The organism is Psychroserpens algicola, assembly GCF_014526325.1.
GTDB lineage: Bacteria > Bacteroidota > Bacteroidia > Flavobacteriales > Flavobacteriaceae > Psychroserpens > Psychroserpens algicola.
The window spans coordinates 31002-51802 of the sequence record NZ_JACNMJ010000002.1; the positions used below are offsets into that span (position 1 = coordinate 31002).

General features: G+C 33.5%; 15 protein-coding genes. 2 read left to right on the plus strand and 13 right to left on the minus strand.

Annotated elements, in window-relative coordinates:
* Positions 1-70: 70 nt before the first annotated feature.
* From H7350_RS05985 to H7350_RS06045, 13 genes are all read right to left on the minus strand, one after another.
* Positions 71-811: a shikimate dehydrogenase family protein gene (locus H7350_RS05985; RefSeq protein WP_204344991.1), complete on the minus strand. Its 741-nt coding sequence runs from the start codon at positions 809-811 to the stop codon at positions 71-73.
* Positions 808-1824 (minus strand): DUF368 domain-containing protein, encoded by a 1017-nt coding sequence (locus tag H7350_RS05990; RefSeq protein ID WP_204344992.1) that lies wholly within the window; start codon positions 1822-1824, stop codon positions 808-810. Before H7350_RS05990 ends, H7350_RS05985 begins: the two co-directional genes overlap by 4 nt.
* Position 1825: 1 nt before the next feature.
* Positions 1826-2818, minus strand: coding sequence for a DUF368 domain-containing protein (locus H7350_RS05995; protein WP_204344993.1), 993 nt, complete (start codon positions 2816-2818; stop codon positions 1826-1828).
* A gap of 100 nt (positions 2819-2918) precedes the next feature.
* Positions 2919-4322, minus strand: coding sequence for a tetratricopeptide repeat protein (locus tag H7350_RS06000; protein WP_204344994.1), 1404 nt, complete (start codon positions 4320-4322; stop codon positions 2919-2921).
* Positions 4323-4490: 168 nt separating this feature from the next.
* Positions 4491-5672 carry an aspartate aminotransferase family protein gene (locus H7350_RS06005; protein ID WP_204344995.1) on the minus strand — a complete coding sequence of 394 codons (1182 nt, stop codon included), beginning with the start codon at positions 5670-5672 and terminating at the stop codon, positions 4491-4493.
* Positions 5672-7468: an OstA-like protein gene (locus H7350_RS06010; protein ID WP_204344996.1), complete on the minus strand. Its 1797-nt coding sequence runs from the start codon at positions 7466-7468 to the stop codon at positions 5672-5674. The genes H7350_RS06005 and H7350_RS06010 overlap by 1 nt, the downstream gene beginning before the upstream one ends.
* Before the next feature lie 103 nt (positions 7469-7571).
* The gene (locus tag H7350_RS06015) at positions 7572-8843 is read right to left on the minus strand and encodes an adenylosuccinate synthase (RefSeq protein WP_204344997.1); all 1272 of its coding nucleotides are present in this window, start codon (positions 8841-8843) and stop codon (positions 7572-7574) included.
* A 9-nt stretch (positions 8844-8852) separates the two neighbouring features.
* Complete coding sequence (locus tag H7350_RS06020) at positions 8853-9308, minus strand: Fur family transcriptional regulator (RefSeq protein ID WP_204344998.1); 456 nt, start codon at positions 9306-9308, stop codon at positions 8853-8855.
* 36 nt (positions 9309-9344) lie between these two features.
* Positions 9345-11552, minus strand: coding sequence for a RelA/SpoT family protein (locus H7350_RS06025; protein ID WP_204344999.1), 2208 nt, complete (start codon positions 11550-11552; stop codon positions 9345-9347).
* Positions 11553-11683: 131 nt separating this feature from the next.
* Positions 11684-12322, minus strand: coding sequence for a hypothetical protein (locus H7350_RS06030; RefSeq protein WP_204345000.1), 639 nt, complete (start codon positions 12320-12322; stop codon positions 11684-11686).
* A gap of 19 nt (positions 12323-12341) precedes the next feature.
* Complete coding sequence (locus H7350_RS06035) at positions 12342-13148, minus strand: hypothetical protein (RefSeq protein ID WP_204345001.1); 807 nt, start codon at positions 13146-13148, stop codon at positions 12342-12344.
* 26 nt (positions 13149-13174) lie between these two features.
* A complete protein-coding gene (locus H7350_RS06040) occupies positions 13175-14407 on the minus strand; it encodes a M48 family metallopeptidase (RefSeq protein ID WP_204345002.1) in 1233 nt (410 codons plus the stop codon).
* A gap of 63 nt (positions 14408-14470) precedes the next feature.
* Entirely contained in the window at positions 14471-15271 is an 801-nt protein-coding gene (locus H7350_RS06045) for a TrmH family RNA methyltransferase (RefSeq protein WP_204345003.1), read from the minus strand.
* 175 nt (positions 15272-15446) lie between these two features.
* On the opposite strand from H7350_RS06045, the gene H7350_RS06050 reads away from it, so the two are divergent.
* Both H7350_RS06050 and H7350_RS06055 read left to right on the plus strand, forming a co-directional pair.
* Complete coding sequence (locus H7350_RS06050; protein WP_204345004.1) at positions 15447-19871, plus strand: DUF7619 domain-containing protein; 4425 nt, start codon at positions 15447-15449, stop codon at positions 19869-19871.
* Positions 19872-19978: 107 nt separating this feature from the next.
* Positions 19979-20782: a DUF6503 family protein gene (locus H7350_RS06055; RefSeq protein ID WP_204345005.1), complete on the plus strand. Its 804-nt coding sequence runs from the start codon at positions 19979-19981 to the stop codon at positions 20780-20782.
* Positions 20783-20801: the final 19 nt, after the last annotated feature.

Sequence of the window (20801 nt, forward strand, 5' to 3'; positions counted from 1 at the left end):
AATATACTAACAAGCGACTGATTTACAAAAAAGAAGCACTAATTATACTAGTTCTAATGTAGATTTAGTGTTAAAAAAGAGTGTTCCATATACGCCATGCTTTTTCGGCTTGAAAGACTAACATTTGATACCCATTTATAGTTTGAGCACCATTAAGTCGACCGGTTTTTAAGAATTTGGTTTCTTCAGGATTATAAATTAAGTCGAAGAGGAGATGTTTATTGGTGATGCCATTGTAAGGGATGTCTGGACATTCGTCAACATGAGGATACGTGCCTTGCGGTGTACAATTGATGATGACTTTATAATCGGCAATTATATCTGGAGTGAGTGTGTCATAAGTGAATTTGACGCCTGGTTTGTTAGACCTCGACACATAGTCAAACTCAATTTTTAATTTTTTAAGTGTATATGCAATAGCTTTTGAAGCGCCTCCAGTACCTAGTATCAACGCTTTGTTATGATGTTTTTTTAGATAAGGTTTTATCGATTTTTTAAATCCGTAGCAATCGGTGTTATAACCTTTTAATTTTCCGCCGAAAGACACAGTAATGGTATTAACTGCACCTATTTTTTTTGCTTTTTTATCAAGTTTGTCTAAATAGGGAATGATGGCTTCTTTGTATGGAATAGTGACATTAAAACCAATAATATCAATATTGTGTTCTACTAATGGTTTAAATTCTGAGATGTCTTGCATATCAAAATTTTCATAGGTAAAAGGGCGTTTTTCCGATTTAAATTTTTTTGCGAAATACTCTTTTGAAAAGGAGTATGATATATTTTTTCCTATTAATCCTAATCTAATCATGAGATTTTATTTGTGCGTTGGCCATACCATTCTAAAGCAAGTACAATTACTATTCCTATAATAATGTAACCTATGGCAATATATGTTTCTGATTGTAATTCTGGTAAAAAGCGTTTGTAGTTTGCAATAATTCTTTCGCCTCTGGAGTCTAATATAAAACTGCCATCATCCTGTAACTTATAAATGGTTTGTTTCCAGGGCCAAACAACACCTAGTGACCCAATGATAAACCCTATAATAGATGCTGTCGTAATACTTTTATAATGTTTTAATACATAGTTAAGGAGATGCGAAAATGTGACTAAACCTGCTACAGAACCAAGAGTGAACATTGCTAAAACCTTTAACAATCTCAGACGAACTTCGTTATGAATAACACTATAATCGCCTGTAAAAATTTCTGCAAATGTATCATACAAGGCATTAACAGAATCGACTAATAGCAATACATAGTTTCCTAATAAAATTAGTATGAATGAACCAGAAAATCCTGGGAGCGTCATTCCGGACACACTAATAATTCCGCAGAAAAATACAAAAATCAGGTTGTCATTTTCCTTTGCAGGATCCAGAAAGCTGATGGCAATCCCTAAAGAAACTCCTATTACTAGCGCAAGTATGCTTTTATAATTCCAATCCTTAAAATCTTTATTGATGTAGTAAATAGAGCCGATAATCATTCCGAAGAATAAACTCCAGACATAGAGTTCATAATTTGCAATAAAATAATCTAGAATTTTTGAAACACTGAAATAACTAACAATCATTCCTAAAAACAATAGACTTAGGAATTTTCCATTGATGTAACGATAGAAGCTCTTAAATCGTCCGTTAAATAATAACTTGAAAGCTGTTTTATTGACTCGTTGTAAAGAGTAAATAAATTCTTCATAAAATCCTGCAACAAATGCAACCACACCTCCTGAAACTCCGGGAACCTTGTTTGCTGCTCCCATAGCAAGTCCTTTGATAACCAGAAAAATACGATCTTTAAGAGTTCTGGTGCTTTGCATATTAGTGTTTGTTACCTATTTTTTCAAGAATAAAAATAGTTAAAAAGCCAAATATCATTAAGGCTATAGCTGCCCAAGTTTGTGAATCACCGCTATAAGCTGAAGGCCAGATACTTTTTTCAACAACTGTTTTGTAAGTTTCAAAATCGTTAATTCCTTTTTGGTATATGGATAGATTACCAAGATCTGATATACTTATAAAATCTACAATATCACCCGAATTACTATCCAACACAGAAATGGTTTTTTTCCAAGGCCACACTTTATTTAAGGAGCCAATAATAAAACCAGTAAGTAAGGCTAAAGTGGTATTGTAATAGTTTTTAAAGAGCCATTTTAATATACGACTAAAGCTTAGTAAACCGATAACAGCACCTGTCATAAAAATTGCTATTTTTTTCACATCAAAATCATGAAGTGCATCACTTAGCGTTTTATAAGCGCCTAGTATCACGAGAATGAACGATCCGGAAATCCCAGGTAAAATCATCGCGCAAATAGCGATAGCACCAGCTATTAAAAGAAAGTACGGACTATTATTAGCACCTAATGATGGAAGCGTTGAAATATAATATGCTATAACTGTACCCAGAACTACTGAAATGATGCTGGCAATGTTCCATGTTTTGATTTGCTTCCCAACAAAATAGATACTGGCAATTATGAGTCCGAAAAAAAACGACCAAATCAATATGGGATGCTGTTCAAGTAAGTACTTCGCTATTCGCATAAACAGTATAAAACTTATCCCAATACCTGAAAGCAAGGCTAGTAAAAAATTTCCGTTAAGCTGATTCCAAAATGCTTTAAAACCTTCTTTACGTAATGTTTTAAATAGGGATAAGTTAACATTACCTATGGTGGTAATTAATTCTTCATAAATACCTGAGATAAGTGCTATAGTACCACCAGAAACTCCAGGTACTGCATCGGCTGCTCCCATGGCAACACCTTTAAGCAATAGAATGATATAGTCTTTAAATTGTCTTTGCATTTTTGAATTTCAAATAGAATCGTAAAGGTATAAAAGAAACACGAGTATTTTCTTACTAGAAAAGAATGATTTTTCGTTAAAATAAAATGATGCTAACTTCTTATTTTCTTGCTTGAGAAATCATTTGCTGTACAGATGGTTTTTTTAGTACATTAGGAAATAACTCTTCAATGATAAATTCATATTCATGATTGAGTATGAGTGCGTTTTTGAGATGGTATTGTCCTTTATTAGTTTCGTGAAGTGTAAAGTGCAATCCTGCTAAACGGAATTCAATTTCGGCTGTTTCAGGATAAAATTCGACAGCTTGAATCAAATTGTGAATAGAAGCTTCATATTCGCCTAAAGCGATGAGTACATCCGATCTGGATAACCATGTTTGCAATTCGTAATTTCCTAAATCCAGTGTTTTTTTGAAGCCGCGCTCAGCTTCTTCTAAAAAATTAAGGCGTAAGTTGATTTGCGCATAGAGTTTCCAATAAATCACATTTTCAGCATCAATATTAATCGCTTTATTGATATAAAATAAAGCTTTTTGATAGTTGTGTTTTTTATTGTAGAATTTAGTGATAGCAATCCATCCTTTATCTAATAACGGATCTTCATGTACGGTTTTGTAAAAATACTGAACGGCCAAATCATCTTCACCTAATTTTTCATAGCAATAACCAATTCGTAATAAAGCGAACGATGTAGGTTCGTCTAATGCCAATGTTATTTTATAATTATCGATAGCTTCGTGAAAGCGCTTTTTCTTTTCTAAAACTTTGCCTTTTTCAAGATATGCACCAACAAAACTATCATCTGAAATGATAGCAAAATCGAAAGCAGTAAGTGCTTTATCGTAATCTTTAACAGTATAATATTGACGACCTAACTGATGCCAAGCGACTTCACAATACGGATTCGTATCAATATAAGCGTTTAAAAATGTTATGGCATCTTCATTTTCATCTAAAAAATCATAACAGTAAATGATGTTATAAAGGGCAGAATAGTCTTCTTTATCTATATCTAAGCACTTTTTAAAATACGTTCTTGCATTATCGAACTGATCTAAAAACAGATATTCCATGCCAATTAAGGCGTATAAATCACCAATGCCTTCATCTTCTTGAGCAAGATCTAAGGCAATTAATAATGTATTGACAGCCTTTTCATGCATATCTTGTTTAGATAATACATTTGCTTTCTGAATATAAATTTCTTCGTTTGAAGGTTCTAAAATGTGAAGTTCATTTAACAACATATCAGCTTCATCAAACTTGTTTTCCATAACGTATAATTCAGTTTGAAATAACTTAAGGTTAATTGAACTAGGATGCTGTTCAAGACCAAGTTTTACAGCTTTTTTAGCTAAGGCAATTTTGCCAGATTCAAGATAATGATGGATGATATTCTCAAATTCATTAGAATCAAAAAACAAAACACTATTGGTTTTGAGCATAGATTCAAATCTTGTAAGCGATATTTTGTTGTTGTCTTCGGGTAGACCAAACTCCATAAGCAAGTAGCGTTGTTTGTTTATTAAAAGTACTCTTATCGACTAAAAATTTTGATGTATTGGTTTAATGTTTTCAACAAAATAATTAACAGTTGGAGTGAATATTAAGGTGGTTTAGTTTTACTAATTGTAAATCAAACACTTAATTGATGATTGTGAATGCATAAACTATGCCGAAACAGAATCTAAAACTCGTGTTATAATCTGACAACCCTTAATAATTTCTTCATTTGAGATGGTTAAAGGCGGCGTAATTCGGATAGCACGTGGTTCAAAAAGAAGCCAAAATAAAATTAAACCTTCATCCTGGCATGTTAAAATAACCTCATTTGTAAGGTCTGGAGAATTTGTAAAAGCAGCTAACATTAAACCTCTTCCACGTATTTCAGTTATCAACGGATGTTGCAAATGTTTTCTAATGAGTTGTTCTTTTTCGATGACCTGTGTCATGAGTTGACTTTCGGTGATTTCTTTTACTGTAGCAAGCGCAGCAGCAGCAATAACCGGATGACCTCCAAACGTAGTTATATGTCCGAGTTTTGGTTGGTCTTGAAGCTGATCCATATAATGCGCAGACGATGTAAAGGCTCCTATCGGCATTCCGCCACCTAAACCTTTGCCAGTCACTAGAATATCAGGTTCACAATTATAATGCTCAAATCCAAATAATTTGCCTGTACGACCAAAGCCAGGTTGAATTTCATCCAGAATAAGGAGCGCACCAACTTCGGTACAGCGCTTACGAACAGATTCTAAATAGCCTTCTTTTGGTTCAATAAAACCAGCTCCACCTTGAATAGTTTCTAAAATAACAGCTGCCGTTTTTGTGGTTATGGTCTTTAAATCATCAAAATGATTAAAATCAATAAATGCCACATCAGGAATCAAGGGTCTAAATACACGTTTGCGATCTTCATATCCCATAACACTCATGGCACCCATTGTATTTCCGTGATAAGCGTGATTTGCAGCTACGATTTGACTCCGACCTGTAACGCGTCTCGCCAATTTTAAAGCGCCTTCAATAGCTTCGGTACCTGAATTTGTAAGGTATGTTTTTTCTAAATGTTTTGGAAGGTGAGAGGCTAGTAATTTTGCAAGCTCTACCGCAGGTTCTTGTATGTATTCGCCATAAACCATCACATGTAAATAACGGTCCAGTTGATTTTTGACGGCATTAAGTATTTTTGGATGTCTATGACCTAAGCCGCAAGCGGAAACACCAGCAACAAAATCGAGATACGCTTTATTATTAGTATCATAAATATAAGATCCTTCGGCGTGTGAAATCGTCATTGCTAAAGGATGTGGTGTCGTTTGCGCCTGATATTTAAAGAAATCGGCCTTCATCAATTTTGCTTTTTCTTTATGGAAGCTTTCGATGAGGGTTGACTACTAATCGTTGGTTTTACACCTGAAGTATTCTCTTTTTTCTTAGGAATTTGTCGCGCAGCTTTATTTTCTTTGCTTTGACCTTTGGTTTCGGCGTCATCGATGCGATTCATTAGCGCTTCATCAAAAAATTCTTGTTCAGGAACAAAAGGATCGAGTCCTTTAATTACCGGAAGATTTAAAGGAGGATCATCACTAAATAAATCTTCAACGCTTTTAGGTTGTTCTTCACCACGCCAATCAAAACCTCTAAACTGACGCGCATTCTTCGGAAATTGTGATTCGGGATAAATATCACCATCAACCTGATTGAGTAAGGTGATAATTTTATACGGACCATCAAACTGAAGGTTAATACTTCCAGATTTGGATTTATTAATCCCAATTAAGGTGTCTTTATCATCCCTTGAATAAAAGATGATTTCAGCATTTTTAATGATATCTACGTTATATAGTTCGTTATTTTCAAACAAACCGATGAGACGCTGACCTTTTATTTGGTTGAAACCATCTCCAAGAGTGTCTTTACTGATTAAAAACGCATTGTCAAATACTTTTAGAGAATCTAATTCTTCTTTTTCAACATCAGAAATTAAATGGATGGAATCTCCAGTCATTTGATTTCCTAAATTCCAGATAACAGGTTTACGCTTTACAGAAAAAGCATCACCAGTATTAAAGCGTTTTAAATTGATTAGCTGTGTTAAACCAGATTTGTGATCGGCATGAATCGAATCGGCTTTACCACTCATATCACTTTTATACATTTTTGCATTATAATACGCTCTAGTGATACGATGTTCAGGTTTTCCGGTAACCATCAGTGTGTCGGCATGAATGTACAATGAATCTTGTTCTTGTACAGAAATTGCTAAAGCTCGTTTGGTAATAAACACAGAATCTTTTGCTCTAAAAACTTCGGCATAATGACCTTTAATGACACTTTTATTAATAGTGTCAGTGACTTTGATATTGTTGCTTGCTGAAGCAAAACTCCTGTTTCTATCAAAATACAGGCTATCGCCAATAACTTCCCGGTTATTATAATCTATTTTTGAGTTTTTTATAAAGTAGCCTGTATCATTATTCGTATCATAAAATCCGCGTTCACAATAAATTTTACTAGAGTCACCAACTATTGTTGAAGGACCATACATATAAGAATGACCCGTTTCAGAATAAAAATCGAGCTGATTGGTTTTTAAGGTATACTCTGGATTGACTAAAACGACATCTTTTAGAAAGCGGTATTTGCTATCATCCATATAATAACGACCAACTTGACTTGTAATAGTTCCAGAAGAGTCTCTCACAACTTGACCTTTACTTTTATAATAGGCTTGTTGTTTGGTACGGTCAAAATAGAGTGTGTCTGTAGTTAAAACCGATTGTGGTTCGGTTAAAACCACATCTCCAGCAGCAAAAGCCAGTTGAGTAATACCACTATATTCAACATATTTTGAAGTCATGTTAATAGTATCACCTTGCTTTACAACGACATTACTAAATGCTTCAATAAAATCCTGATCCTGATAATATAAAGCTTTGTCACACCACATATCAACACCTTCATGTACAATATGAATCTGACCTTGGTCACTTCGAACAAAAGTGGTCACGTTTTCGCCTTTAAGACTATCTTTTACAGTAAACCCAGAATATTCAATGTATATACGTTTCGGTTTTTGCGAATAGGAGAGTAGCGTTGAGAAACAACAGGCAATAATAAGAATATATCTAAAACTTAGATTCAAGGTTTTATGTTTTGCTCCAAAAATAACTATTATCTCTTCGGAAAAGTATGCCTTAACAGATTTTTAATAGATTCTGAATTGACTTCAAAATGCTATTATTATATTATCTGTTAATGGTTTGCGTTCGATCAGGACCTACAGATACAATTGTGATAGGAATTTCCAGTTCCTTTTCAAGGAAATCGATATAATCATTTAATTCTGCAGGAAACTCAGATACATCACGCATTTTAGTTAAATCGTCTTTCCAGCCTTTAAACTCTGTATAAATAGGAGTCACATTTTCAGCTTCAATATTGAAGGGTAAATGTGTAATAGTTTCACCTTTATACTTGTAAGCGGTACATACTTTTAAGGTTTTAAAACCAGAAAGCACATCGCCTTTCATCATACTTAATTGGGTAACACCATTAACTTGACAAGCATATTTAAGTGCAACTAAATCCAGCCAGCCACAACGTCTTGGTCGACCAGTAACAGCACCAAATTCGTGCCCAATACGCGCCATGTCTGATCCAACTTCGTCAAATAATTCGGTAGGAAAAGGTCCAGAACCGACACGAGTTGTATAAGCTTTGAAAATACCAAAAACTTCACCAATGTTATTTGGAGCGACACCTAATCCTGTACAAGCACCAGAAGCTGTTGTGTTAGATGATGTTACAAAAGGGTAAGTTCCAAAATCAATATCTAATAAAGATCCTTGAGCACCTTCAGCTAAGATAGGTTTTCCGTTTTTTAAGGCTTGATTAAGATACTCTTCACTATCAATAAACTGTAATTCTTTTAAACGTTCAACTGCTGAAAAGAATTCATCTTCCATTTCTTTTAAATCGTATTGGATATCTACATTGTAAAATCCAATCATGGCTTCATGCTTATTGGCCAGAGCTCTATACTTTTCTTTCCAGTTGTCTAATTCTAAATCACCAATACGAATTCCATTACGACCCGTTTTATCCATATATGTAGGACCAATTCCTTTTAAGGTAGAACCTATTTTTGCTTTACCTTTAGATGTTTCAGAAGCGGCGTCAAGTAAACGATGCGTTGGAAGAATGACATGAGCTTTTCTGGAAATGATAAGTTTTGATTTATAATCTAAATCAAATTGATCTAAACCGTCTAATTCCTGTACAAAGACAACAGGATCAATGACAACACCATTTCCTATAACATTGATAGAATCTTTGTGAAAAATTCCAGAAGGAATGGTTCTCAATACGTGTTTTATACCATCAAATTCTAAGGTGTGTCCAGCATTTGGTCCACCTTGAAATCGTGCAATAATGTTGTATTTGGAGGTGAGTACATCAACAATTTTTCCTTTGCCTTCGTCGCCCCATTGTAGTCCTAGTAGTAAATCTACTGCCATTGTATGTAATTAATTAGTTGGTTTGTTTTTTGTTGCGTAAAAGTATAGTGAGTGGTTAGAAATTGAAATGTCAAACACGTCCTCAATCGTTTTTTTTATGGATTGAATTCGTGGATCACAAAATTCGATAACCTCACCAGTATCAGTCATGATAACATGATCATGCTGTTTATCGAAATATGATTTTTCGTAATGCGCTTGATTTTGACCAAATTGGTGTTTTCGTACCAATGCACATTCCATTAATATTTCAATCGTATTGTAAAGTGTAGCACGACTAACACGATAGTTTTTATTTTTCATTTTGATATATAAAGACTCAATATCAAAGTGCTCTTCGCTATCGTAAATTTCTTGAAGAATTGCATAACGTTCAGGTGTCTTTCGATGACCTTTCTCTTCTAAAAACTTTGTAAAAACGTTTTTTACAATATCTTGGTTAGTCTGTTTTGTTTTTTCACTCATGTGAACTCATATTCAAAGCACAAATTTACATAAATTTTATACTCTAGTCACCTTATCTATTCCATTAATTTTTTTAAGATTGTCGATAAGTTTTTTTAGCATGGTATTATTGGTGACAACCACATTGATTTTACCACTAAAAACACCATCATCAGTTTCAAAACTGATACTTTTCATATTCACATGCATATTAGAAGAAATAACCTGAGTAATATTATTTACCAATCCTAAATTATCAATTCCAGATAGTTTTATTTGGGTAGCAAACTCTTGTTGTGTAGAATCAATCCACTTGGCTTGCATGATTCGGTAAGCATAATTAGAATGTAAACTCAATGCATTCGGGCAATTTTTTTTATGAACTTTAATGCCATCATTTATGGTTAAAAAGCCAAACACTGGATCACCAGGAATCGGATTACAACAGGTTGATAACTTATAATCTAATTTTTCTTCTTCTTTACCAAATACAAGCTGGTCGTATTTTGAAGTAATCTCATCTTTATCTAAATCGGGAGCGACTGTTGGTTTACGAATTTTATTTTTGATATAACTCATAAACATATTACTTCGCGAAGACGCATAGTCTTTAAGCATCTTGTTGTCAATTGTACCAATGCCGACACGATAAAATAAATCTAAACTGGTTTTAAGTTTGAAATGATTGACCATTTCGTTCACCGATTTCTCATCCAGATTAATTTTTAACTGCTTGAGCTTTCTTCTGAGTATTTCCTTACCATCTTCAGCCACATCTTTTTTCTCAGCTTTTAGTGATGATTTTATTTTACTACGCGCTCTGGCAGTTGTGGCATAGTCGAGCCAATTACGATTAGGTTTTATTGTGTCTGAAGTTAATATTTCTACCTGATCACCACTATTAAGTTCATGACTTAATGGTACTAATCGTCCGTTAACCTTGGCACCTTTAGTTTTCATACCAACTTCAGTATGTACGCTAAAGGCAAAGTCTAAAGGGGTTGCACCTTTTGGTAATGATTTCAAATCACCTTTAGGCGAAAAGACAAAGATTTCTTTAGAGTAGAGGTTGAGTTTAAACTGTTCTACAAAATCAACAGCATTAGTCTCGTTGCTTTCTAAAGCCTCTTGCAATTTGTTAATCCAAGAATCCAAAGCATCTTCATTATTGTTGCCTTGTTTGTATTTATAATGTGCTGCATAACCTTTTTCAGCAATCTCATTCATACGTTCACTTCGCACCTGAACTTCAACCCATCTGTTTTTTGGTCCCATTACTGTAATATGTAAGGCTTCATATCCTGTTGATTTAGGTGATGAAATCCAATCCCGAAGTCGTGTTGGGTTAGGTATAAAGTGATCAGTTACTATTGAATAAATTTTCCAGGCTAAGAATTTTTCATTTTTTAAATCCGATTTATAAATAATTCGAACAGCAAATTTATCATAGACTTCATCAAAATCGACGCCTTGTTTGACAATCTTCTTTCTAATCGAATAGATCGATTTTGGGCGGCCTTTAATTTCGTAATTTAACCCTTCTTTATCTAGTGAATCTACGATAACTTTAGAGAAAGCTTTGATGTAATCATCTTGTTCGGCTTTGCTTTCTTTTTGCTTTTCAAGAATATCATTATACACCTCAGGTTCGGTATATTTTAAGCCTAAATCCTCAAGTTCAGTTTTGATGTTGTATAAACCTATTCTGTGAGCTAAAGGCGCATAAATATATAAGGTTTCGGAGGCGATTTTTTCCTGTTTATCAGGACGCATCGAATCCATCGTTTGCATATTGTGAAGTCTGTCTGCAATTTTAATGATAATAACTCTAACATCATCATTAAGCGTTAACAGCATTTTTCGGAAATTCTCAGCCTGAGTCGATACATCCGTTTCTTTACTCAGGGACGATATTTTAGTAAGTCCGTCAACGATTCGTGCCACAGTTTCTCCAAAAAGGCGTTCGATATCGTCTTTAGTATAATCTTCATTATCTTCAACGACATCATGAAGTAATGCAGCGGCTATACTCGTTGCATCTAATCCTATTTCACTGGCGACAATTTTTGCCACAGCAATAGGATGGAAAATATAGGCTTCTCCAGATTTTCTGCGTTGATCTTTGTGTGCATCTAATGCAACTTCAAAAGCTTGACGTATGAGTGTTTTGTCTTCTTTTGTAAGTGTTCTATAGCTTACTTTAAGAAGCTCTTTGTAGGCTTTTGCAATCTCGGCATTTTCTTTTTCTATAGCTTCTTCAGTCATAGAACTAAAGTATGAATAAGAAATTTAATGTGCAATGAGTTTTTAAGGTTTTGTTAGATTACACTCGTTATTGTAAAAAAGTTAGCTATTGTAATGAATATTTATCTGTTGCATAATAGTTTTAAAGACGCTTAACCTTTAGATTTAGGCTTTTTAAATGTCGAATTTTTAAACGCATTGAGCATTTCATTTTTATCGTCTTCATTATTATAATTAATATTTGCTGCAAAGTCATAGCCATTTATCAATGCAGAATAAGCCAATTGGTTTAAGATGATATTATTGTCTGGACCATAAATTGAAAATTCATAAACTGAGAATTTGATGCCGTCAATGGTTTCGGTCATAATATCTGTAGATGTCGATTTGATACCTTGACCAGTATATGCATCAGAAATCAATTCTTTTAAGGCGATATTGTTCTCTTCCCATTCGTTTTCATAGGTTTCTATAAAACGTTCTGAACTAGAAGAAAATAAATTGAACTGGTTTTTTTTAAAGCTCAATAAATTTTTAAACTCAGACAAATCAATTTCGCCATCTACCATATCTTCAATCACATCAAAACCAACTTCATTGGAAGCATTAGTTTCTTCTAGTGTGACGATATCCCAACCTTCAGGAATTTCCATTCTCCAGCCAACTTCCTGACTTACATAGGTGTTATTTTCTATTTTACCTTCGTCGATTTGTTTATTGGGATCTGGGTTTTTACAAGCCAGAATAATAAATGAAAATACTAATAATATATAACTATGTTTTAAAGTCATGGCAATAGGTTTTGTTAGATTATAATGTTTCATAAGTCACGTATACAGATGTTGTTAATCTTCCTTTTTTGTCAAAAATCTCCAAGCTTTTAAAACGCTCTTTTTCATCAGTTTTAGTGATTGAATAATAGCCTTTTTTATGTTCTAGCTTAATTCCGTAATTGATACCGCTAGCAGGTATGTGGTATGTTTTTTTTAAGGTTTCTGGATCTATTTCAGTAGTTTCTGTAACTAAATTCAGCTTCCCTTTTTTATCTGTCTTATAATATAATTTTGTTTTTCCGTCGTTGATATATTCAAACTGTTCAATTTTTACCAATGCTTTATTTGTATTGTACCAGTTTCTATGGATAACTTTATTGTCATCATTATATTCTGCTTCAAAACTTAAGTAGTACTTGCCGTTTTTTTTATTGAATAACTCCAGATTGTTTCCGTTTTTATCATAGGTTCTTTTTTGATCATTCAAAGTATCACCTTTTCGTATTTGATAATAATTTGTACGATTTCCAGCGTCATCATATAAGTAGACTATATAATCTAAAGTATCCTTTTTTGATGTTATAATTGCCGATACAAATTTTTTGTCGGTATCCATTATAGTTACAGTTTCAGAACCTTTATCAAGAGCCGCAGATAAATTATTTGAGTTGGTTAAAACATTCCAGTCGATATCATAATATGTTTTTAACGTTCTATGGTTTAAGGTATCTTTCTTTTTATATACTGTAGATTGTATTGTTTTGATGTATGTAGTTCCATCAGGGATATCTTGAGCATAGATACTGAGAGACATACATAAAAGTAAAACGAGGCTTATTTTCATCTGATATTAATTTTTATGCTTAAAGTTTATTGTTTTAAATTCTTAACACGTTCTAATAGCGTAGGATGTGAATAGTGAGCAAATACATACGACGGATGAGGTGTTAAATTACTCAAACTGTTTTTAGATAGTTTTTTAAGTGACGATATAAGAGGTTCAGGTTTATAAGTGTGTTTGGCATAATCATCGGCTTGGTATTCAAATTTACGTGACAAATGATTCATGATTAATCCTGTGATTTCAGAAATAGGCGAGTAGAGTAAACCAAATGCGATTAAGCCTACATGAAAGCTAGCGATGTCAACACCGAGTGCATTAGACAATAGCGGATTAGAAATAAAAATGGATAAAATGTAAAGCGTTAATCCTGTAAGTAGAATAGAGGTCATTAGGTTAAAAATAATGTGTTTCTTTTTGTAATGACCTACTTCGTGAGCAAGTACTGCTACAATTTCGTCTTCTTCTAGTTCATTTACTAACGTATCATAAAGTGTGACTCGTTTCTCGCTACCAAAACCCGAAAAATAGGCGTTAGCTTTAGTACTTCGCTTAGAACCATCGATAATAAAAATTTTATTTAAATTAAATCCAACGGACTTGGCATAGTCTGAAATCTTATCGCGTAAACGTCCTTCTTCTAAAGGCGTTTGTTTATTAAATAACGGGACAATGAGTTTAGAATAGAACATATTCATAAACACTGTAAAAACAGTTACAATACCCCAAGCATACAGCCAAAATAAATCTTGTGTATGTTGATAAAACCAAATGATAAGCGCAAGAATCCCTCCACCTATGATAGCCATCATAAGTAGTCCTTTTATTTTATCTAAGATAAATGTTTGCTTTGTGGTTTTATTAAATCCGAATTGCTCTTCAATTACAAAAGTTTTATAGTAACTAAAAGGGGTTGATATGATATCACTTCCAAGCATAATAATTCCGAAGAATATCAAGGCAATACCAATGGGATTGCTGCTATAACTTCTAGCAATATTATCGACATATTCAAAACCATCTAACCCAAGAAAACCAAGGGTAAGTAGTAATGAAAATAGTGAACTCCAAATTCCGAATTTATAATTTGTTTTCTTGTATGCTTGTGATTTTTTATACTCATCTTCATCATAAACATCACTTAATTCTTTAGGGATAGGGTCGTTATAATGCTTAGCGTTGAGATAATCTAAAACCTTATCTATTATAAAATTGATACAAATAATGGCTATAATGATGTAAAATAGAAGACTTGCAGTCATATAAAATTTAAAATATATTACTTTTATTCAGACAAATTTAAACTAAATAAAATCGCTTGGCAATTATAAAAAACCGCGTTGACGTTTGGCTTCAAAAATTAAAATTCCAGCCGCAACTGAAACATTCATACTGTCAATCTCGCCTTGCATCGGAATGATTATATTTTGTCTAGCATGCGCCAGCCATTCATCACTTAATCCTGTAGCTTCTGTGCCGACTACGATAGCTGATGCTGCTGTAAAATCTTGTGTATCATAGTTAACTGAAGCTTGTAAAGCTGCACAAAAAATAGCAATTTGGTGATGCTTTAAAAATGTGATAATCTCTGAGGTGTTACCCACAGCTATTTGATTGGTAAATACACAGCCTACACTTGATCGTATAATATTTGGATTGTATAAATCACTTTTTGGGTTTGCAATAATAACGGCATCGACATTTGCAGCATCTGCAGTTCGTAAAATAGCTCCAATATTTCCTGGCTTTTCAGGCGCTTCAGCAATGAGTACTAATGGAGTTTTATTCTGAAATGTTAAACCATCAAGATGGTGCGGCTTTGTTTCTGCTATTGCAATAATGCCTTCAGTAGTATGACGATACGCTAATTTTTGAAATACCTCTTTAGAAATTATAATGCGTTCAATTTGAGACGGAATGAGTTTATCCAAGTCGCTTTCAGAAACTAATTCAGGATAAAATAATAAGGTCTGTATTGTGTAATTTGCTTGTAATGCTAATTGTAATTCACGCTGACCTTCAATCACAAAACGACCTGTTTTTCTACGTTCTTTAGACTTTTCCTTTAAAACAAGAATTTGCTTTACTAGTTGATTTTGGGTACTTGTGATTTCTTTATAATGCATAGTGCAAATTAATCTGTATTTAGATTACAAATTTACAGTTTTAAGAAGTATTTTTAATGTTGACAGCGATTAAGAATTTTATAGAATCTTTTAAAGAGGTAGGAGAATTCTAAATTTACTTGTTATACTATTGACGCATTTGTGTTGATTATTAAACTAACCAAAACTCTTTTCTATGAAATTGAAATTACTATTTCCGCTTTTTGCCCTTCTTTTTTCTTTTTTTAGCTTTTCACAGGAAATTACCATGCAAAGTGGTTCCTGGACCGAATGCAACTTCTTGTTGACAGATTCTGGAGGTTCTAATGCAAATTATGAGAGCAATGAAAATTTGACCTTAACATTATGTCCGCAAGAGGATAGTAATTATGTGAGTATTAACTTCATGGAATTTTCTACGCAACTAGATGCAGATGTCCTAAGTATATATGATGGTGATTCAGTAAATAGTCCGTTAATTGGTTCTTATTCAGGAACTAGTAGTCCGCAATACATCGCTGCAGATAATGCTACAGGGTGTTTAACACTTAATTTTGTAAGTGATAGTTCGGGAACGACAACTGGATGGTTAGCAGAAGTAATTTGTCAAGTGCAGGATTTCTCAATCAATCAACCTTCAAATTTTATCGTTTGTGATTTTGATGGTGATGGCTTTTATGATTTTGATTTAACACTAAAAGACGCCGAAATTTTAGGAGGATTAAATCCGTCATCTTACTCTGTTGGTTATTACCTAACGCAGGCAGATGCCGATACTCAGGTTAACGCCTTATCCAGCCCATTTACTAATTTTTCTAATCCGCAAACCATATATGTTACAGTACTAGAAAATGCTACTGGTAATATAGCGCAAACCTCATTTGATCTCATCGTTGATTTTATACCACAGCCAACAATAGAGTCCTATTATGAAATTTGTGATGGATCAAGTATTATAGTTGATTCAGGGCTTTATGATCCTAATTATGTACACGAATGGTATTTAGACGGTTTTATAATTCCAAATGAAAATGAACCATTCTTAGAAGTATTTGAACAAGGCGTTTACACATTGTTCGTTTATAATATTAATGGTGAATGTTCAACCGTAGCCGATTTCGAAGTTATAAATTTAAATTTTGACGGCTTGGCGACTCCATCTGTATTAGAAATTTGTGATACCGATAGTGATGGCTTTGCAACTTTTGATTTATCAAATAGTATCCCTAGTATTTTAGACGGAAATGATAATCCTACGTTATTAGTTACCTTTCATGAAACACAATCAGATGCAAATAACAATACTAATACACTAGATTATATATATACTAATACTACAGTGTTTAATCAAACCTTATTTGTAAGAGTATCTTCAAATTCTACAGATTGTTTTGCGATTACCACCTTAGAATTAGTTGTGAACGTAAACTGTGTTAATGCAACCTCTGTTGAAGTCTTTGTTTGTGGTGAAGACCCAAATATACCTGTAGAGTATGATTTAACTAGTCAAGCCTCTAATATGATTTATGGTGAAGATACTTCTGGATATACATTTGAATATTATACGCTTTTAAACGATGCTCAAAATGAAATTAATCCAATCGTCAATCCTGAAACGTATTCAGTAAGTGGAAATTCTTCAGTAGTGTATGTGAGAATTACTGATAACCAATCTGGGAGTTTCACCATAGTGGAAATCTTTGTTAACTTTTATCTAAGTCCGCAAGTTGTTTTTAACGAACCTTATACCATTTGTGATAATGGTGAAATTGTTTTAACGCCTAATGTTTATGGAGGAAGCGGACAATATACTTATTTATGGAACACAGGTGATACCAATCCAGAAATTATTGTTTTTGAAGCTGGTACATACACCGTTACAGTTACCGATTCTAATACAGATTGTGACTCTACTACGACTACAGTAGAAGTTATAGAAGGAACTTCAGTAACCATCGTTCAACCTCAGGATCTTATTGCTTGTGGACCAACAAATAGTGTTTATGATTTAACAAGTGTTATTCCAGAAGTTTTAAATGGAATTGACCCTAATACCGTATCTGTTACTTTTTATACCAATTTAAATGACCTTTTCAATCAGACTAATATTATCACTAATCCTAGTCAATATAGTGCAATAACCAATCCGCAAACTATATATGTTCGCGTTAATAATCTCAGTGATTCTTGTTTTAATTATACCAGTTTTAATTTGATTGGTGAAAGTTGTCCTATAACTGTTGTATGTGGAGAGGACCCAGTTAATACAAGCTATTGCTACGAACTTAATGATGCAACTCAGTATACGTATTCGAGTTCTGATGGGTCTCCTTTACAGGTGTTTTTTAATGCAGGTCAAGTAGAATTTGGTTGGGATGAATTGTATGTGTTAGATTCAGATGGAACCACCAATTTAAATCCTGAAGCTACAACCTATGGTAATAATGGAGATTTAACCGGACTGTCATTTATTTCTTCTGGAAGTTCTATTACGATTTATGTAGATTCTGATGATATTATAGCTTGTTCAAATCAAAATTTTATACCTATTGATTATGATGTAAGCTGTGTTGATCCAAACGCATTACCAAATTGTACATCAGTGTTAACGACTCCAGAAAACGGTGAAACTAATGTCAATGAACATACAGATTTGACCTGGACGGCTTCATCTGGAGTAGTAAATGGTTATAAATTATCTGTTGGAATCACTGCAGGAGGTACAGAAATTATAGACCATTTAGATGTCGGTAATGTGCTTACTTATGAGTTAGAAACTTTAGATTATGAAGTCACTTATTACGTAACAATAATACCTTATAATGATAATGGTGATGCCGAGTCTTGTACTGAAGAAAGTTTTACAACACGACCAAATCCTAATCAACTTATCGACTGTAATTCAGGTGCTATAAATACGACGCATTGTTACGGAAATTATGATACTACCGAATTTCATTTTGAAAGTAGTGATGGTTTACCATTAACACTGGTATTTAATGCAGGAGCAACCGAAGTGAACTTTGACGAAGTTTCTATTATAGATTCTGATGGTACAGTATTAAATTCTGATCTTCCATATGGTAATTCGGGTAGCTTTACCGGATTGACTTATAATTCAGTTGGTTCTTCCATATCAGTGGTTTTTGATAGTGATGGCAGTATTAGTTGTCAAAGTGGAAGTACATGTTGTACCGAACAATTTGACTTCGATGTATTTTGTGCGTCTTCAGTAGGATTTATTCAACTTAATGCCTTTGTAGATAGTAATTTAAATACTCTTTTTGATACCAATGAAGTTAATTTCAGTAATGGATATTTTACCTATGAAATTAATAACGACGGAAATATTAATACGGTAAGTTCGTCGACAGGAAGTTTACAAATCATTAGTGGAAATGAAAACGACACCTATGATATTACATTCAATCCTTATGAAGAATCGGCAGGTTGTTATGATGTGACAATACCTGTATTTAATGATATTTCGGTTGCAACAGGAACGACAGTTACCATCGATTTTCCTGTGACTGAAGAACAAAGCTGTGAAGATCTAGCTGTCTATTTAATTAATCCATGGATTGCACCAAGACCTGGATTTACACATGAGAATATTCTTGTGTTAGAAAATTTAGGCTTTACAACAATTCCTTCTGGAACTGTAGAGTTTACAACAGATAGTCAACTCATATTTAATGGTGTCATTAGTGTGAATCCTAACTATACAGTAAATACGACGGCTTCTGGATTTACAGTTGATTTTGTTAATTTGTCTCCAGGAGCTTCCGAAGATATTTACATTTCGCTAACCTGTCCTTCAACAGTGGCATTAGGAGATATAGTGACCAATACAGCAACTTATATAACAGATTCTAATGATCTTGTGAGCATTAATAATTATTCAACATTATCCGAATTAGTTGTTGGCTCATGGGATCCAAATGATAAAATGGAAAGCCATGGTCCGCGAATTGTATATGACGATTTTGTAAGTTCTGACGAATATTTATACTATACCATCCGTTTTCAAAACCTAGGAACTGCTGCTGCAACTTTTATTAGAATAGAGGATGCATTAGACAGCCAATTGGATGAAGCAACATTCCAAATGATTCGTTCTAGTCACGATTATGTGGTAACGCGAACAGATTCGGATTTAGAATGGTATTTTGAAGATATCAATTTGCCTGCCGAACAGGATGATGCAGAAGGCAGTCAAGGTTATGTTTATTTTAGAATTAAACCAAAAGCTGGATATGCCATTGGTGACATTATTCCTAATACAGCTGCAATATATTTTGACTATAATGCTCCTGTGATTACAAATCGTTTTGATACTGAGTTTGTAGCCGAAAGTTTATCAGTCTCTGATACTGTTTTTACAACATTTGATTTGTATCCAAATCCTGCAAAAGATGTAGTTACAATTGCATTAAATTCAAATAATTCAGAAAGTGTAAGACTTCATATCTTCGATCTTCAGGGGAAATTAATCTTGGAGGAGAACATTTCCGAAGTCAATACTTATACTATTGATGTTTCAGATTTCCAAAGCGGAATGTATTTTGTAAAATTAACAGCAAACACTAAAACACGGGTTAAGAAACTTGTAATAGAATAGTCCAAATCGAAATATTTAGTTGAAAAAACCTCAGTAAAATATACTGAGGTTTTTTGTAAATTATAAGCACTTTTGTCGTCTAAGCACAAAATCAAAACTTAAAACCAATGAAATTAAAAAGTTTACTATTAATTATCCTGTTAATTTTTGCATCATGTAAAGACCATCCAAAATCTGAAAAAGTAGAGTCTGTAGATTATTCTAAAACCGAATTAGATGTCACAACCAGTACATATCCAGAAAATATCACAAAGGTATTTGATGCTCATGGTGGAGTTGATATCTGGAAGCAAATGAAGCATTTGTCCTTTACTATCGAAAAACCCAATGGAAAAGAAGTTGTTACAACACATTTAAAAAGTAGAGCAGAGCGTATTGATACACCTACGTATACATCTGGATTTGATGGACAAACATTATGGGTTAATGAAAAAGATGGTAATGCCTACACAGGCAACGCAAAATTTTATAAAGGCTTGATGATGTATTTTTATGCTATGCCATTTATAGTAAGTGATGATGGTGTTTTATATGAAACAGCTGAACCTTTAGTGTTTGAAGGAAAAAGCTATCCCGGAATTCTAATTTCCTATGAGGCAGGAGTGGGAGAGTCACCAGACGATCAATACATTATTTACTACAATCCTGAAACCAGCCAAATGGAATGGCTTGCTTATACAGTCACTTTTGGAAAAGATGGAAAAAGTAGTGATTTCCGTTATATCAGGTATAACAACTGGCAAAATTTAAACGGAGTACAATTACCCAAAAGTATAGATTGGTATAAATATGAAAATGGTGTGCCAACTGAAAAACGTAATACTGTAGAATTTACTGATGTAACAGTTTCAGAAAATGAACCAGACGCTTCACTTTTTAAACAACCGGAAGGCGCCAAGGTTATAGAATAAGTTATAAAAAATAGACCTG

Coding starts and splice junctions, on each gene's coding strand:
- H7350_RS05985 (WP_204344991.1), bottom strand. CDS start 811: ATGATTAGATTAGGATTAATAGGAAAAAATATATCATACTCCTTTTCA.
- H7350_RS05990 (WP_204344992.1), bottom strand. CDS start 1,824: ATGCAAAGCACCAGAACTCTTAAAGATCGTATTTTTCTGGTTATCAAA.
- H7350_RS05995 (WP_204344993.1), bottom strand. CDS start 2,818: ATGCAAAGACAATTTAAAGACTATATCATTCTATTGCTTAAAGGTGTT.
- H7350_RS06000 (WP_204344994.1), bottom strand. CDS start 4,322: ATGGAGTTTGGTCTACCCGAAGACAACAACAAAATATCGCTTACAAGA.
- H7350_RS06005 (WP_204344995.1), bottom strand. CDS start 5,672: ATGAAGGCCGATTTCTTTAAATATCAGGCGCAAACGACACCACATCCT.
- H7350_RS06015 (WP_204344997.1), bottom strand. CDS start 8,843: ATGGCAGTAGATTTACTACTAGGACTACAATGGGGCGACGAAGGCAAA.
- H7350_RS06020 (WP_204344998.1), bottom strand. CDS start 9,308: ATGAGTGAAAAAACAAAACAGACTAACCAAGATATTGTAAAAAACGTT.
- H7350_RS06025 (WP_204344999.1), bottom strand. CDS start 11,552: ATGACTGAAGAAGCTATAGAAAAAGAAAATGCCGAGATTGCAAAAGCC.
- H7350_RS06030 (WP_204345000.1), bottom strand. CDS start 12,322: ATGACTTTAAAACATAGTTATATATTATTAGTATTTTCATTTATTATT.
- H7350_RS06035 (WP_204345001.1), bottom strand. CDS start 13,148: ATGAAAATAAGCCTCGTTTTACTTTTATGTATGTCTCTCAGTATCTAT.
- H7350_RS06040 (WP_204345002.1), bottom strand. CDS start 14,407: ATGACTGCAAGTCTTCTATTTTACATCATTATAGCCATTATTTGTATC.
- H7350_RS06045 (WP_204345003.1), bottom strand. CDS start 15,271: ATGCATTATAAAGAAATCACAAGTACCCAAAATCAACTAGTAAAGCAA.
- H7350_RS06050 (WP_204345004.1), top strand. CDS start 15,447: ATGAAATTGAAATTACTATTTCCGCTTTTTGCCCTTCTTTTTTCTTTT.
- H7350_RS06055 (WP_204345005.1), top strand. CDS start 19,979: ATGAAATTAAAAAGTTTACTATTAATTATCCTGTTAATTTTTGCATCA.